General features: G+C 73.3%; 8 protein-coding genes. 2 read left to right on the top strand and 6 right to left on the bottom strand.

From position 1 onward, the window contains the following. Positions 1-4 precede the first annotated feature (4 nt). From Q5530_RS01000 to Q5530_RS00990, 3 genes are all read right to left on the bottom strand, one after another. The gene (locus Q5530_RS01000; RefSeq protein ID WP_415360443.1) at positions 5-7714 is read right to left on the bottom strand and encodes an amino acid adenylation domain-containing protein; all 7710 of its coding nucleotides are present in this window, start codon (positions 7712-7714) and stop codon (positions 5-7) included. Positions 7715-7813: 99 nt separating this feature from the next. Continuing rightward, positions 7814-9088, bottom strand: a complete 1275-nt coding sequence (locus Q5530_RS00995; RefSeq protein ID WP_415360030.1) for a serine hydrolase domain-containing protein — start codon at positions 9086-9088, stop codon at positions 7814-7816. Between the two features lie 689 nt (positions 9089-9777). Further along, positions 9778-10398 carry a GTP pyrophosphokinase family protein gene (locus tag Q5530_RS00990; protein WP_380637236.1) on the bottom strand — a complete coding sequence of 207 codons (621 nt, stop codon included), beginning with the start codon at positions 10396-10398 and terminating at the stop codon, positions 9778-9780. 178 nt (positions 10399-10576) lie between these two features. Between Q5530_RS00990 and Q5530_RS00985 the strand changes: the two genes are divergently transcribed. Then, the gene (locus Q5530_RS00985; RefSeq protein WP_415360028.1) at positions 10577-11422 is read left to right on the top strand and encodes an EamA family transporter; all 846 of its coding nucleotides are present in this window, start codon (positions 10577-10579) and stop codon (positions 11420-11422) included. Positions 11423-11586: 164 nt separating this feature from the next. Here Q5530_RS00985 and Q5530_RS00980 read toward each other — a convergent pair whose 3' ends face one another. Further along, the gene (locus Q5530_RS00980; protein ID WP_380637234.1) at positions 11587-12081 is read right to left on the bottom strand and encodes an ATP-binding protein; all 495 of its coding nucleotides are present in this window, start codon (positions 12079-12081) and stop codon (positions 11587-11589) included. 277 nt (positions 12082-12358) lie between these two features. Next, positions 12359-12901 (bottom strand): YceI family protein, encoded by a 543-nt coding sequence (locus Q5530_RS00975; protein ID WP_415360026.1) that lies wholly within the window; start codon positions 12899-12901, stop codon positions 12359-12361. An 89-nt stretch (positions 12902-12990) separates the two neighbouring features. Between Q5530_RS00975 and Q5530_RS00970 the strand changes: the two genes are divergently transcribed. Next, the gene (locus tag Q5530_RS00970; protein ID WP_415360025.1) at positions 12991-13482 is read left to right on the top strand and encodes a MarR family winged helix-turn-helix transcriptional regulator; all 492 of its coding nucleotides are present in this window, start codon (positions 12991-12993) and stop codon (positions 13480-13482) included. A gap of 217 nt (positions 13483-13699) precedes the next feature. Here the strand turns inward: Q5530_RS00970 and Q5530_RS00965 are convergent, their stop codons facing one another. After that, positions 13700-14170, bottom strand: coding sequence for a hypothetical protein (locus Q5530_RS00965; protein ID WP_415360024.1), 471 nt, complete (start codon positions 14168-14170; stop codon positions 13700-13702). Positions 14171-14274 lie beyond the last annotated feature (104 nt).

Genomic DNA, 14274 nt, shown 5'->3' with positions numbered 1-14274 from the left:
GGGGTCACGCCTCCGTGTCGGCGAGGGCTTCGAGGTCCGCCAGCACCATGTCCTCGACCAGGTCGGCGAGGGCTGCCACGGTGCGGGCGGTGAGGACGTCACGCGGGGACAGGTCGACGTCGAACGCCGCCTTGGTGCGGGACGTGATGTGCAGGCTGCGGATCGAGTCGCCGCCGAGGGCGAAGAAGCTGTCCTCCACGCCCACCCGTTCGACCCCGAGCACCTCGGCCCAGATCTCGGCGATGGCAGCCTCGGTCTCGGTGCGGGGTTCCACGTAGTCGGAGGAGGTGACCGCGTCGCGCTCGGGCGCGGGGAGCGCGACGCGGTCCAGCTTGCCGTTCGAGGTCAACGGCAGTTTCTCCAGTGCGACGAACGCCGCCGGGACCATGTGGTCGGGCAGGACCCTGGCCGTGTGCTCGCGCAGCTCCGTGGCCGTTGTCGGCTTGTCCGGCACGAAGTACGCGACCAGGCGGTGTTCGTTCACCACTACAACGACCTGCGAGACGTGGGGATGCGCCCGCAGTGCCGCTTCGACCTCACCGAGTTCGACCCGGAACCCCCGGATCTTCACCTGTTGGTCCGCTCGGCCCAGGTAATCGAGCTTGCCATCCCCCCAGCGGGCGAGGTCGCCGCTGCGGTACATGCGCTCGCCGGGCTCGCCGAAGGGGTTGGCGACGAACCGGGACGCGGTCAGGCCGGGCCGGTTGAGGTAACCGCGGGCGAGTCCCGCCCCGGCCACGTACATCTCGCCGACCACCCCGGGCGGCACCGGTTTCAAGTCCTCGTCGAGGACGTAGACCCGCAGGTCGGGGATGGGGACGCCGATCGTGCCGTCCGCGTGGGTCCAGGTGACGTGGACCGTGGTCTCGGTGATGCCGTACATGTTGATCAGCGCGCCCCGGCCGCGCCACGCGTCGAGCTTGCGCACGTCCAGCGCCTCGCCGCCGAAGATGACGTACCGGACCGGCAGGTCGGGCGCTTCGGCGATGAGCTGGTAGAACGCGGACGGGGTCTGGTTGAGCACCGTGACGCCCTCGTCGACGAGCAGTCGGGCGAAGTCGCGCGGGGAGCGGGAGACCTCGAACGGCACCACGACGAGCCGGCCGCCGTAGAGCAGCGGTCCCCACAGCTCCCAGACCGAGAAGTCGAAGGCGTAGCTGTGGAACAGGGTCCACACGTCGTCCGGTCCGAAGCCGAACCACTGGTCCGTCCGGGTCAACAACCGCACCACGTTGGCGTGGGGGACGACCACGCCCTTGGGCTTGCCCGTCGAACCGGAGGTGTAGATGACGTAGGCGGTGTTCCCCGGGAGCAGCGCCACCTCCGGCGCGGTGCCCGGCAGCCCGGTCAGGTCCGGCAGCGCGTCCAGCGTCAGCACCGGCCGCGAGTCCTCGATCACGTAGGCGACGCGGTCGGCCGGGTAGTCGGGGTCGATCGGGAGGTACGCCGCGCCCGACTTGAGCACGCCCAGCACGGCGACGACGAGGTCCAGTGAGCGCGGGAACTTCAGCGCCACCAGGGTTTCCGGTCCGGCGCCCGCCGCGAGGAGGTGGTGGGCGAGCCGGTTGGCCCGCTCGTCGAGCTCCCGGTAGGTCAGCGACCCGCCGGCGCACGTGACGGCGGTCGCGTCGGGCGTGCGCGCGGACTGGGCGGCGAACAGCGACGGGATCGTGCCGTCCACCGGCGTCGCGGGGGCGGTGCCGTTCCAGTCGACGAGCACCTGGCGCACCTCGTCGTCGGACAGCCACGGCACCTCGGCCACCGACCGGTCCGGGTCCGCGACCAGCTCCACCAGCAGGGTCCGCAGCCGCCGCGCCAACCGCTCCACGGTCGCCGCGTCGAACATCGCGGGCTCGTAGCCCAGCAGCAGGCCCAACCGCTCCTCCGGGTAGGCGGTGACGCTGAGCGGGAAGCTGGTGGTCTCCTCCGCGGACAGCTCGCGCAGGCCCATGCCCTCGGCCAGGTCGGCCGGGTAGTTCTCGAACACCACCACGCTGTCGAACAGGTTCGTGCCGCGCTCCACCCCGCTCCACGCCTGGAGCGCGGTCAGCGGCACGTGCTCGAAGCGCCGTGACTCGACCTGGGTGTCCTGGAGGGCGCGCAGCCACGCCGCGACCGGCGCCGCGCCGTCCACCGCGACCCGCACCGGCAGGGTGTTGATGAAGATGCCGGTGATGTCGTCCACGCCCGGCAGGTCGGCGGGCCGGCCCGAGACCGTCGCGCCGAAGCACACGTCGCGCCGCCCGCTGGAACGGGCCAGCAGCAGCGCCCACGCGGCCTGCACGACCGCGCTCGGCGTGACGCGGTGCTCGCGGGCGAACTCGTACAGCCGCCCGGACTCCTCGGTGGTCAGCTCCAGCGGGACCCGCCGCGACGAGGCGCCGTGCTCGGCGGGGCGGTCGGCGGGCAGCGGCGTGGGCGAGTCGAAGTCGCCCAGCACGCGCCGCCAGTGCGCCTCGGCCGCCGCGCCGTCCTGCTCCGCCAGCCACGCCACGTAGTCGCGGAACGGGCGGCGCTCGGGCAGCTCACCCCGCTTGAGCACGTCGGACAGCACGTGGAAGACGCTCCAGCCGTCCAGCAGCACGTGGTGGAACGTCCACAGCACGTGCACGCTGGTCGGCGACAGCCGGGCGATCGTCAACCGCATCAGCGGCGCCGCGGCCAGGTCGAGGCCGCGCTCGCGGTCCTCGGCCAGCAGCTCGCGCAGCCGCTCCTCGCGGCCGGCGTCGTCCAGGCCGCTCCAGTCCAGGAAGGCGATCGGCACCTCGACGCGCTCGTGCACCACCTGGAGCGGCTCGGCCACGCCCTCCCACAGCACGCTCGACCGCAGCGCCGGGGTCCGGTCGACCACCCGCTGCCAGGCGCCGGCGAACGCGGCCGAGTCGGTCACCCCGTCCACCACGAACGTGGTCTGCTGGAAGTAGACGCCCTTCTCGCCCAGGCCGTGGAACACCATGCCGGCCTGCATCGGGGTCAGCGGGTAGGCGTCCTCGCCGTCGAGGCGGTCCACCTGCTCCTGGGTGAGCCGCGCCAGCGGGAAGTCGCTCGGCGTGCGACCGCCCGCGCCCGGCTCGGCGCAGTGCGCCGCGATGCCGCGCAGCGCGGCGGCGAACCCGTCGGCCAAGGTCCGGACCGTGGCCTCGTCGTGGACCTGGTCGCTGTAGTGGAAGGCGAACTCCAGCCGGTCGCCGCGCACCTGGCCGACCACGTCCAGCAGGTGCGGGCGCGGCGCGGCCGGGTCGGCGGACAGCTCCAGGTCGCGCTGGTCCTCGGCGAACCGGCCCAGGTAGTTGAAGCTGACCCGGGGGTCGCAGGCCGGCGCGGTGCGGGCCAGGTGGCGCAGCGCGCCGTAGCCGATGCCGCGCCGGGGCACCGCGCGCAGCTGCTCCTTCACCGACTTCAGCGCCGTGCCCCAGTCCGCCCCCGCCCGGGGGACGTCGAGCGCCACGGGGAAGACCGTGGTGAACCAGCCGACCGTGCGGGACAGGTCGACGTCGGGGAACAGCTCCTCGCGGCCGTGGCCCTCCAGGTCCAGCACCACGCGGTCGTGGCCGGTCCAGTCGGCCAGCACGCGGCTCAGCGCGGTCAGCAGCACGTCGTTGACCTGCGTCCGGTACACCGGCGGCACGTCGCGCAGCAGCGCCGCGGTCTCCGCCGCGGTGAACCGCACGGTGACCTCGCGCTGCGAGCCGACGGTGTTGGGGCCCGGCCGGTCGTGGGGCACGGTGGTCGGGGTCCCCGCCACCGCGCCCCAGTGGGCCCGCTCGTCGTCGAAGCCGCTCGTGGCGTGCTCGGCGAGCCTGGTGGCCCAGTCGCGGAAGGACGTCGTCTTGCGCCCGAGGTGGACCCGGCGGCCCTCGCGGACCTGCCGGTACGCGGTGGTCAGGTCCTCCACCAGCACGCGCCAGGACACGCCGTCGACCACGAGGTGGTGCGCGGTGAGCCGGACCGACCGGTCGCCGACCACCTCGGCGCGCAGCAGCGGGCCGGTGGTCAGGTCGAAGCGGTCGAGCGCGAACGGGTCGACCTGCCCGATCGGGTCGACCACCTGCCGGTCGCCCCGGAAGCCGGTGCGCAGCGCGTCGTGGTGCGCGATCAGCGCCTGGAGCGCCGTGCGCAGGGCGGGCACGTCCAGCTCGTCGAGGTCCACCACCACGGACTGGTCGAAGTGCTCGGGCCGCACGGTGTGGCCGTGCAGGAACCATCGCTGGATCGGGGTGAGCGGCGCGTCGCCGGTGACCGGGCCCTGGTCCGCGGTGGGCGGCAGGTCGCGGGTCACGTGCGGGGCGATCGCGGCGATGGTCTGGTGGGCGAAGATGTCCCGGGAGGTCAGCACCAGACCGGCGCGGCGGGCGCGGGTGACCACCTGGATGCCCAGGATCGAGTCGCCGCCCAGCGCGAAGAAGTTGTCCCGCACGCCGACCCGGGCCGCGCCCAGCACCTCGGCGAACACGTCCGCGAGCACCGCCTCGACGGGCGTGCGCGGCGCCACGTAGCGCACCTCGGCGCGCTCCTCGGGCGGCGTGGGCAGGTCGTCCCGGTCGAGCCGGCTGAGGCCGACGAACGCGGCGGGCACGGCGTGCGCGGGCAGCACCTGCTCCAGGGAACCGCGCAGCACGGCCGGGTTGACCGCGGGCACGGTGTAGGCGATCAGCCGCCGGTCCGCCAGGACCACGGCCGCGTCCAGCACGTCGTCGTGGCTCTTGAGCGCGCGCTCCACCTCGCCGAGGTCCACGCGCAGGCCGCGCACGCGGACCGAGTCGTCCTGGGGGAAGTCCAGCTCGGCCAGCCCGCGCAGCGGGCGGTCCGGGTCCTCGACCACCAGGCGCAGCAGGGCTTCCAGGTCCTCGCCCAGCGCCTCGACGGTCGCGGCGTCGAACAGGTCGGTGTTGTGCTCCAGGGTCAGCGCCAGCCCGCCGCCCCGCGCCTCCGGGCGCGGCCAGAACTCCACCACCAGGTCGAACCGCGCCACCGGGCGCGGCAGGTCGTGCTCGGTCACGGCCAGCTCGCCGAAGCGGCCGTCGCGCACCAGCGGCTGCTGGAGCGCCACCACGGCCTGCACCAGCGGCGTGCGGCTGGGGTCCGGGTCGGGCCGCAACTCCTCGACGACCCGGTCGAACGGCGCGTCGTCGTGGGCGAACGCCTCCAGCGCGGTGCCGCGCACGTGGTCCAGGAACGCGGTGAACGGCAGGTCCGGGTCCACCCAGGAGCGCAGCACCAGGGTGCGGACGAAGAAGCCGACCGCGCGCTCCAGGTCGGTGCGGTCCCGGCCGGAGCTCGCCGTGCCGACCGCGATGTCCCGCTGCCGGCAGCGCGCGGACAGCAGCACCTGCACCGCGGCGGTGAGCGTCATGAACAGCGTGGCGTCGTGGGCCCGGCCCACCCCCGCCAGGCGGTCGACCAGCTCCCGGTCCAGCTCCCGGCGCAGCACCGCGCCGGTGGTCGTGCGCAGCGGCGGGCGAGGCCGGTCGGTGGGCAGGTCGAGCGCCTCGATCCCGGCCAGCCGGTCGCGCCACCAGGCCACGTCGCCCCCAGGGTTGCCCCGGTCCCAGACCGCGAAGTCCGGGTACTGCACGGCCGGTTCCGCGGGCTGCCCGCCCGCGTACAGCTCGGCCAGCTCCTCCACCAGCACCTGCACCGACCAGCCGTCGGTGATGATGTGGTGCTGCACCAGGACCAGCAGGTGCCGGTCCTCGCCCAGCGGCGCGAGCACGGCGCGGGCGAGGGGGCCCTGGCGCAGGTCGAACGGCTCGTCCAGGCCCAGCTCGCCCGCGCCGGGCCGCTCGGTGGGCCGGGGCAGCACGCGCAGCGGGATGGTCCCGTGGGGTGCGACCAGCTGCACCGGCTCGTCGCCCACCACGTCGAAGGTGGTGCGCAGGGCGTCGTGCCGCAGCGCCAGCGCGTCGAGGGCGGCGGCCAGGCGCGGCACGTCCAGCGGCCCGGTCAGCTCCAGGCCCACCGCGGTGTTCTGCTCGGCGGTGCCGTCGAGGGAGAACAGCCGGCGCTGGGCGGGCGACAGGGGCAGCGGTTCGCCGCGCGGGACCCGGGGGATGGGCGGGACCCCGGGAACGGGCGCGCCGTCCTCGGGCAGCGCCCGCGCCAGCTCCGCGACCGTGCGGTGGTCGAACATCGCCCGCACCGGCAGCCCGCCCAGCCGCGACAGCGCGCGCACGGCCAGGATCGAGTCGCCGCCCAGGGCGAAGAAGTCGTCCTGGGCGCCGACCAGCGGCACGCCCAGCACCTCGGACCAGACCTCCGCGACCCGGTGCTCCGCCGGGGTGCGCGGCTCGACGTGGCCTTCCGGGACCTCGCCGACGACCGGCGCGGGCAGCGCGTTGCGGTCCAGCTTGCCGTTGGGGCTCAGGGGGAACGCGTCCAGCGCGACGAACGCGGACGGCACCAGGTAGTCGGGCAGGGTCGCGGCCAGGTGCTCGCGCAGCCCCGCTGTCTGTTGCCCCGCCGTCTGTTGCCCCGCCGTCTGTTGCCCGCCGTCGCGGAGGACGACGTAGGCCACGAGCCGCTTGGGCTCGTCCCGGGCGACCACCACGGCCTGCTCGACGGCCGGGTGCTCGCGCAGCAGCGCCTCGATCTCGCCGGGCTCGACCCGGAAGCCCCGGATCTTGACCTGGTGGTCGGCGCGGCCGACGAACTCCAGCTGGCCGTCCTCGCGGGTGCGCACCACGTCGCCGGTGCGGTACATGCGGGCGCCCGGCGCGCCGAACGGGTCGGCCACGAACCGCTGCGCGGTCAGGCCGGGTCTGCCCAGGTAGCCGCGGGCCAGGCCGACGCCCGTGACGTACAGCTCGCCCTCGGCGGCGGGGTTGAGCTCCTCGTCCAGCACGCGCACCTCGGTGCCGGGGACGGCCCGGCCGATCGGGGGCGTGCCGCCGGGGGTGAGGGGCTCGCTCCACGAGGTCACCACGGTGGACTCGGTCGGCCCGTAGGCGTTGATCATGCGGCGGCCCGGGGCCCACTTCGCCACCAGGTCCGGCGAGCACGCGTCACCGCCGACGATCAGCGTGCGGAAGGTGGGCAGCGGCACGTCCGGCACGGTCGCCATGGCCACCGGCGGGATGAGCGCGTGCGTCACGCCGAACCCGTCGACCACCTCGGCCAGCTGCTCGCCCAGCAGCGGCCCCGGCGGCGGCACGACCAGCGCCGCGCCCGCCGGCAGGGCCATGCACAGCTCCAGCACCGAGGCGTCGAAGCTGGGGGAGGAGAACTGGAGCACCCGGTCGCCCGGCCGCACGTCGAAGTGCGCGATCTCGGCCTCGGCGAACGCGGGCAGGCCCCGGTGGGTCACCACCACGCCCTTGGGGCGGCCGGTGGACCCGGACGTGTAGATCACGTACGCCGGGTCGTCCGGGTGGATGTCCACCTCGGGGGCGGTGGCGGGCTGGTCCGCGGTGTCCAGCGGACCGTCCAGCACCAGCAGCGGGTCCGCGTCGGCGATCATGAACGCGATCCGCTCGGCCGGGTAGGCCGGGTCGATCGGCAGGTAGGCCGCGCCCGCCTTCAGCACCGCCAACCGCGCCACCACGATGTCCACGGACCGCGGCATGGCCAGGGCCACGATCCGTTCCCGACGCGCGCCCTTGGCGATCAGCAGGTGGGCGAGCCGGTTGGCCCGCTCGTCCAGCTCCCGGTAGCTCACCTCCCCTTCGGCGGACACGACGGCCGCCGCGTCCGGTGTGCGGAGAGCCTGCGCGGCCACCATGGCCGGCAGGTTGTGGGCGTGCGTCATCGCGGAAAGTGCCTTTCTGCGTTCAACGGGCGCGCTTTACCCGTTTTAAGTGAGGTCTAAACGTGACTTTCAGGCCATTTCCGAGACCTGCCGGCGAGCCAGTCGACCACCGATCTGGATCCACCGGATGCTGCCGTCGCCGGGATCCCGCAGGAAACGCCCGGTCTGGTTGGTGTCACCCGTGTCGGAATCCCGCATCGCGAACACCAGACCGTCGAACAACGACAGGTCGGCGAACGGCTCCCCGTCCACGGTGAGCGCCAGGCGCTCCCGGTCCACGGCGCGCACGGCGTATTCGACGTCCCCGTTGCGGAAGCTGCCGGTGCAGTCCCGGGGCGGCGGGATGCGGTGGTTCAGGTTGCGCATTCCGTCGTAATCGCCCACCGGCAGACCGGCCGCGGCGAGTTCCGGAACCAGGTCGCGCCACAATGCGAAGCCGCTGCTCGCGTCGGTGGTCAGGGCCACCGCGGTGCCGTCCTCGGGGTTGATCCGCAGGTGGCACGAGGTGCCGTCGGCGGTGCCGTCGTGGCCCACCCAGCGCACCCCGTCCCGGTGGAACAGCGCGAGCCCGAGACCCCAGCCGTCGGCCATGCCGAACGGCTCGGCGTGCCGCACCGGGGTGCGCATCAGGTCGAGCTCGGCGGGGTCGATCAGGCGCGGCGCGGCGCCGCCCAGCATCCGGCCGAAGGTCACCAGGTCGGTGGCGCTGACGGCCAGCGCGCCCGCCGGCGCGTCGACCAGGGCCAGCGACTGCTCGACCGGGACGACCCGGCCGGTGCCCGCGTTCACGGCGTGACCGGGGACCACACCGACGCCCGCGCCCGGACCCGCGGTGAACCGCGGTCGGATGCCGAGCGGGCGGAGCAGCACCGCGTCCACGGCCTCCCACCAGGACATCCCCGTGGCGACCTCGATCAGGTGGCCGATCAGGGAGTAGCCGATGTTGGAGTAGGAGAAGCCCTCGCCGGGCGGGTGCAGCAGGTCCAGGTCGCGGACCGCCTGCTCCACGTGGCGGCGCAGCGACGTGGTGCGCACGTCCTCCGGGTCCGACGGCAGGCCGCCGGTGTGGCTGAGGAGGTGGCGGAGGGTCAGCTCGTCCTCCACCGAGGGGAGGTGGTCCGACAGCGGGGCGTCGAGGTCGAGGTCCCCGTCGGAGACCAGGGCCATGGCGACGGTCGCGGTGAACGTCTTCGTGATGGAGCCGACGGGTACCGCGGCGTCGGCGGCCAGACCGACCTCGTGGGTCCACGTCCGGCCGTCGTGGTGCACGGCGAACTGGAGGCCCGGCACGCCGTGCGCGCGGGCGAGCGCCGTTAATCGAGCGGAGATCTTCTGGGTGTCCATCCTGATCCTCTGAGAATGAGCCAGGTCGGCTGCGGACCAACGTTGACTGTTGTTACCGGATCGTCGCGACCGCCGAACGGAGCATTTGACTAAATGTCGTCCGACATTTTTGCGGGATGCGGTCGCGTGTTCCTCGCGAGTGTTGTGCGGTTCACTCGATCGGTAGGTTTGGACCGGTCAGTCTCGTAAATAAGCCCAGTAAGCGAGGGTTATTCGCAGTCACCTGGCAACGCTTGCCGTGCTCGGTAGGCTGGCCATCCGGTGGGCACTTGAAGTTCATTCTGCCCAATCCGGACGGGTTCTTCAAAAATTGTCCACGGGACCGTAACCAGATCCGTGAACCATCGTTTGCGGCTACCGATCCGTAGGGATCGGCGGTGCTTCGGGAAGAAGGCGCGGCGGACCGCCTGACCGGGCTCGTGCCGGCCGTCGTGGGCGGGGTGGTGCCGAAGAGTTGGTGGCGGGGGCGGTCCGTCGAAGCACGGAGTGCCCACTCCGGGGTGGTTCTACGCACCCGGGATGGAGGCACTCGCCGGGCGGGGCCGAACGCCGGGTCCGCGCCGGCCCGGGAGTCGGGTCGTGCCGGCTCGGCCGCCGGGTCCTCGCCGGCCCGGGAGCCGGGTCGCGCCGGCTCGGCCGCCGGGTCCGCGCCGGCCTGGGAGCCGGGTCCGCGCCGCCCTCCCGACCGGCTAGCGCTCGTCCTCCTGGACCTCCAGGTGCAGCGCCTCCATGCGGGCGTCCAACTCGGCCGCGATGGCGGCGGTGTTGGTCAGCTCCTCCACGAACCCGGCGGGCACCTGGTCGTCGTACTTGTAGTAGAGCTTGTGCTCCAGCGTGGCCCAGAAGTCCATGGCGATGGTCCGCAGCTGGACCTCGACCTTGACGTGCTCCACCCGGTCGGACAGGAACACCGGGATGCGCACGATCAGGTGCAGGCTGCGGTAGCCGTTGGGCTTGGGCCGGGCGATGTAGTCCTTGGTCTTGAGGATCTCCAGGTCGCTCTGCCGCGCCAGCATGTCGCGCACCCGGTACACGTCGGAGACGAAGGGGCAGACCACGCGCACGCCGGCCACGTCGTCCAGGTGCTCGGCGGCCAGCGCCAGGTCGGCGGGCAGGCCCTTGCGCCGGAGCTTGTCCAGGATGGCGTCGGGGCGCTTGACCCGCTGGGTGACGTGCTCGATCGGGTCGTGCCGGTGGACGAGGTCGAACTCCTCGCTGAGGATCCGGAGCTTCGTCATGAGCTCCTCGACCGCGAACTTGTGCACCACCAGAGACCGCCGCAGCAGGTCATCCGCCACGCCGACGTCCATGATCCCAGGATACCGCCGGCCGGCCCGGCTACGATCCGGGTCGTGAACACCCACTGGCACGTGGTCCTCCCCCCGCCGTGCGCCTGACCGGGCGCACCACCGGCTGACCCCTCACGCACCTGCTCGGCAGTGCGCCCGTTCGCGCGTCCTCTTCGGCTTTTTCGCGAACGGAGACCCAGTGTCCACCTTCGACGTACGAGCACGCCCTCGTCCCACCGCCGGTCCGCTGCCGATCCTGGCGGCGTGCCTGCTGTGGGGCACCACCGGCACCGTCAGCTCCTTCGCGCCCGCCCCGGTCCCGGCCGCGGCCGTCGGCGCGGCGGGCCTGGTGTTCGGCGGGCTGCTGCTGTTCCTGACCGCGCGCGGCACCCGCGAGGTGCTGCGCACCGCCGACCGGCGGCTGCTGCTGCTCGGCGCGGTGACCGCCGCGGGCTACGCGCTGGCGTTCTACCCGGCGGTGGCGCGCACGGGTGTCGCGGTGGCCACCACCGTGGCGCTGGCCACCGCGCCGATCGTGCTGGGCGTGCGCTCGCGCCCTCTGCTCACCCTCGTCGCCGTCACCGGCTGCGCGGTGCTGGTGCTGAGCGGTGGCGGGGCGCACGTCGACCCGGTCGGCGTGGCGCTGGCGCTGGTGGCGGGCCTGTCCTACGCCGCGTACTCGGTGGTCTGCGCGCACCTGATCGGCCTCGGCCACCCGTCGCGGGCGGTGGTGGGCGCGGTGTTCGGCGGCGCGTCCCTGCTCACCGCGCCGGTGCTGTGGTGGCTGGGCGCGGGCTGGCTGGCCACCCCGGCGGGCCTGGCGGTGACGGCCCACCTGGCGCTGGTCACCACGTTCCTGGCCTACCTGCTGTTCGGCCTCGGCCTGCGGCACACCAGCGCGGCCACCGCCACCACCCTCACCCTGGCCGAACCCGCCGTGGCGGCCGTCCTGGGCGTGGTGGTCCTGGACGAGCGCCTACCGCTCGCCTCCTGGTTCGGCACGGCAGTCCTGGCCCTGGCCCTGGCAGCCCTCTCCCGCCCCTAGAAAACCCGCGAGTCGAACACTCGCGCCCACCGTGTCGAACGCTCGGGACCCCCGAGTTCTGCGTTCAGGCCCGGCCCGCCACCCCGGCGGGCGACCTGAACGCAGAACTCACCGCACCTGAGTGTTCGACACGGTGGTCCTGGGTGTTCGACTCGCGCCGGGGTCTAGGGGGTGGGGTTGCCGCCCAGGCCGTAGAGGATGCGCTGGATCACCTCGGGGTCCACGTCCGGCTCGTCGCCCATCTGCTCGGCGGCGGGGGAGCGGCGCGGCTCGCGGCGCGGCAGCGGCACGGCCGAGGCGTTCATGCCCGACGGCAGCGGCAGCTCGCACCACGCCAGGTGCCCGCCCGCGGTGAGGTCCACCAGGCCCGCGCGCCCGCTCGCCAGCTCCGGCGGCAGCGCGAGGCGGTTGCCCTCGACCTCCACCACCAGGTGGCTGCCGGACAGCCGCAGGCGCACCAGCAGGAGGCCCGGGGCCTGCCGGTCGGCCACGTCCACGGCCGCGCCGACCAGTCTGCGCGCGGTCTGCGCGGCCTCGTCCTGCATGGCCCGCAGGCGCCACTCGCCCAGCGAGAAGCGCACGAACATGTCCGCGACGTTCACCGCGGTGGGGAGCGCGACGAGCCGAAGGTCGTCGACCTGTTCGGTCTGGGCGTTCACACGGGTCCCTCCTCGCCTGCGTCCGGCGCGTACTGCGCCAGATGGTGCCATGACGGCGTCCGTTGTCACCTATGTGGTCTACGACTGTGAGCGGACTGTGTCCGATTCGGCGTCAAGACCTACTACGGGTGAACACGGGACCCGGTTCACCCGGGGTCGGCGCGTCGAGCGACCGTATCGAAATGACTCTCCGGGGGGAACAGCGCCTCCACCGAGCGTCACCCGGACGTGCGAGAGGCCCGCCGGTTGCTCCGGCGGGCCCCCTGCGGTGGTGCGTTCAGCCCTGCTTGGCGGCCTCGATCTCCAGCAGGATGGTGATCTTGTCGCCGACCACGGCGCCCGCCGGGCCACCGGTGATGCCGAAGTCCTTGCGGCTGATGTCGGCGGAGGCGGAGAAGCCCACGACCTTCGCGCCCTCGGACATGCCGTCGCCGAAGCCGTTGATCTCCAGTTCCAGCGTCACGGGCTTGGTCACGCCGTGCAGGGACAGCTCGCCGTCCACCAGGAAGCCCTCGCCGTGCGCGCGCACACCGGTGGAGGTGAAGGTCAGCTCCGGGTACTTCGCGGCGTCCAGGAAGTCCTCGCCCTTGACGTGGGCGTCGCGCTGCTCGTTGCGCGTGTCGATCGACCCGGCGTCGATCTTGGCGGTGACCGTGGACTCCAGCGGGTTCTCGGCGGTCACGATGGTGCCCTCGAACGTGCCGAAGTGGCCGCGGACCTTGGACACACCCAGGTGGCGGACCACGAACGAGACGTCGGAGTGCACCGGGTCGATGGCCCACGTGCCGATGAGGTAGCCGGGGATCTGGGTCGAGGTCATGTCGGTCCTTCGTGGTTGTCTTGGTTGAACTCTCAACAGAACATAGCGCATCCTGGTTGAGGGTTCAACAACAACCTATGATTGGTGCCATGAGCGAAGTGCGGTGGTTGAACGCCGAGGAGCAACAGGTCTGGCGTGGCTTCATGACCGCCGTGACCAAGTTCACCGAACACCTGGACCGCCAGCTCCAGCGGGACTCCGGGATGCCCATGGCCTACTACGAGATCCTGGTGGCGCTGTCCGAGGCCCCGGACCACGCCCTGCGCATGAGCGAGCTGGCGACGGTCTGCCACTCCTCGCGGTCGCGGCTGTCGCACGCGGTGGCCCGGCTGGAGAAGGAGGGCTGGGTCGAGCGGCGGGCCTGCGCGTCGGACCGGCGCGGGTCGATCGCCGCGCTCACCGCCGCCGGGTACGCCGTGCTGGAGACGGCGGCGCCCGGTCACGTGAGCGCGGTGCGCGAGCACCTGTTCGACGTGCTGACGGCCGAGCAGCTGCGCGTGCTGGCCGACATCAGCCGCGCGGTGGACTCCGGGCTGACCGTCGAGTGCGCTCGGGCGCAGGAGGAGTTGGCCGAGTTCTAGGCGGGTCGGGTAGGTGGAGATTCGGGGCGCCGGCGGTAGGTGGTGGCGGTGAGTGCCGGCCGCGTGGATGACCGTGTGGGGTGGCCGCGGGTGGGGGCTGCGCGGGGCGGCGGTGAGTGGCGGCGGCTGGTAGCCGCGTGGGAGCGTCCGATGTGGACGCATCCGGTCCGGCGCCCGTGGGCCGTCCGGAGCAGGCTCGCCCGCCGGGTCCGGAACGTCACGCCCTGCCGTTGGCATCCGCCGGGTGTTGCCGAAGCCGGGAACCCCCGCCCGCCGCGCGCTCGACGCCTGCCGACGCGGGTCGGCGAGCTTCAGCGCCGCCGCGCTGGGCCTGTTGCTGCTGGTCGGCGCCGCTCTGGGCGACGGCATCCCCCGCACCGCCGTCGCGGTCTCCGACGGCCTCACCTGGCTGAACGACGACGAGCGCGGCGAGGTCGTCCAGGTCAACCCCAGTTCCGGGAAGCCGCAGGCGCGGCTCCAGGTCAGCGGCGCGGACGCCCGGCTGGAGATCGCCCAGTCCGATGACGAGCTCATCGTGCTCGACCGCCGCACCGGCCAGGTCACCGTCATCGACCTGGCCACGCTGCTGGCCCCGGGCCGCCGCCAGGCGCCGCCCGGCCCCTCGGCCAAGGTGCTCATCGTCTCGGACGGCGTGGTCGTGGTCGACCGCGCGGCGGGCTCGGTCCACCGCACCGACCCGGTGACGCCGGCCGACGTCGGCAAGCCCTGGTTCGCCGGTCAGCCGCCGGCCGACGTGGTGGTCGACGACGAGGGCCTCCTCTGGGCTCGCGG

The organism is Saccharothrix sp. BKS2 (genome assembly GCF_047689505.1).
Classification (GTDB): domain Bacteria; phylum Actinomycetota; class Actinomycetes; order Mycobacteriales; family Pseudonocardiaceae; genus Actinosynnema; species Actinosynnema lopnurensis.
The sequence above is the reverse complement of the archived record's forward strand: the minus strand, read 5'-3'. Positions and strand labels throughout refer to the sequence as shown.

What these genes read in the sequence shown, in the direction of transcription:
- Q5530_RS00995 (WP_415360030.1), bottom strand. Translation starts at nt 9,088, where the DNA reads ATGGACACCCAGAAGATCTCCGCTCGATTAACGGCGCTCGCCCGCGCG.
- Q5530_RS00990 (WP_380637236.1), bottom strand. Translation starts at nt 10,398, where the DNA reads ATGGACGTCGGCGTGGCGGATGACCTGCTGCGGCGGTCTCTGGTGGTG.
- Q5530_RS00975 (WP_415360026.1), bottom strand. Translation starts at nt 12,901, where the DNA reads ATGACCTCGACCCAGATCCCCGGCTACCTCATCGGCACGTGGGCCATC.
- Q5530_RS00970 (WP_415360025.1), top strand. Translation starts at nt 12,991, where the DNA reads ATGAGCGAAGTGCGGTGGTTGAACGCCGAGGAGCAACAGGTCTGGCGT.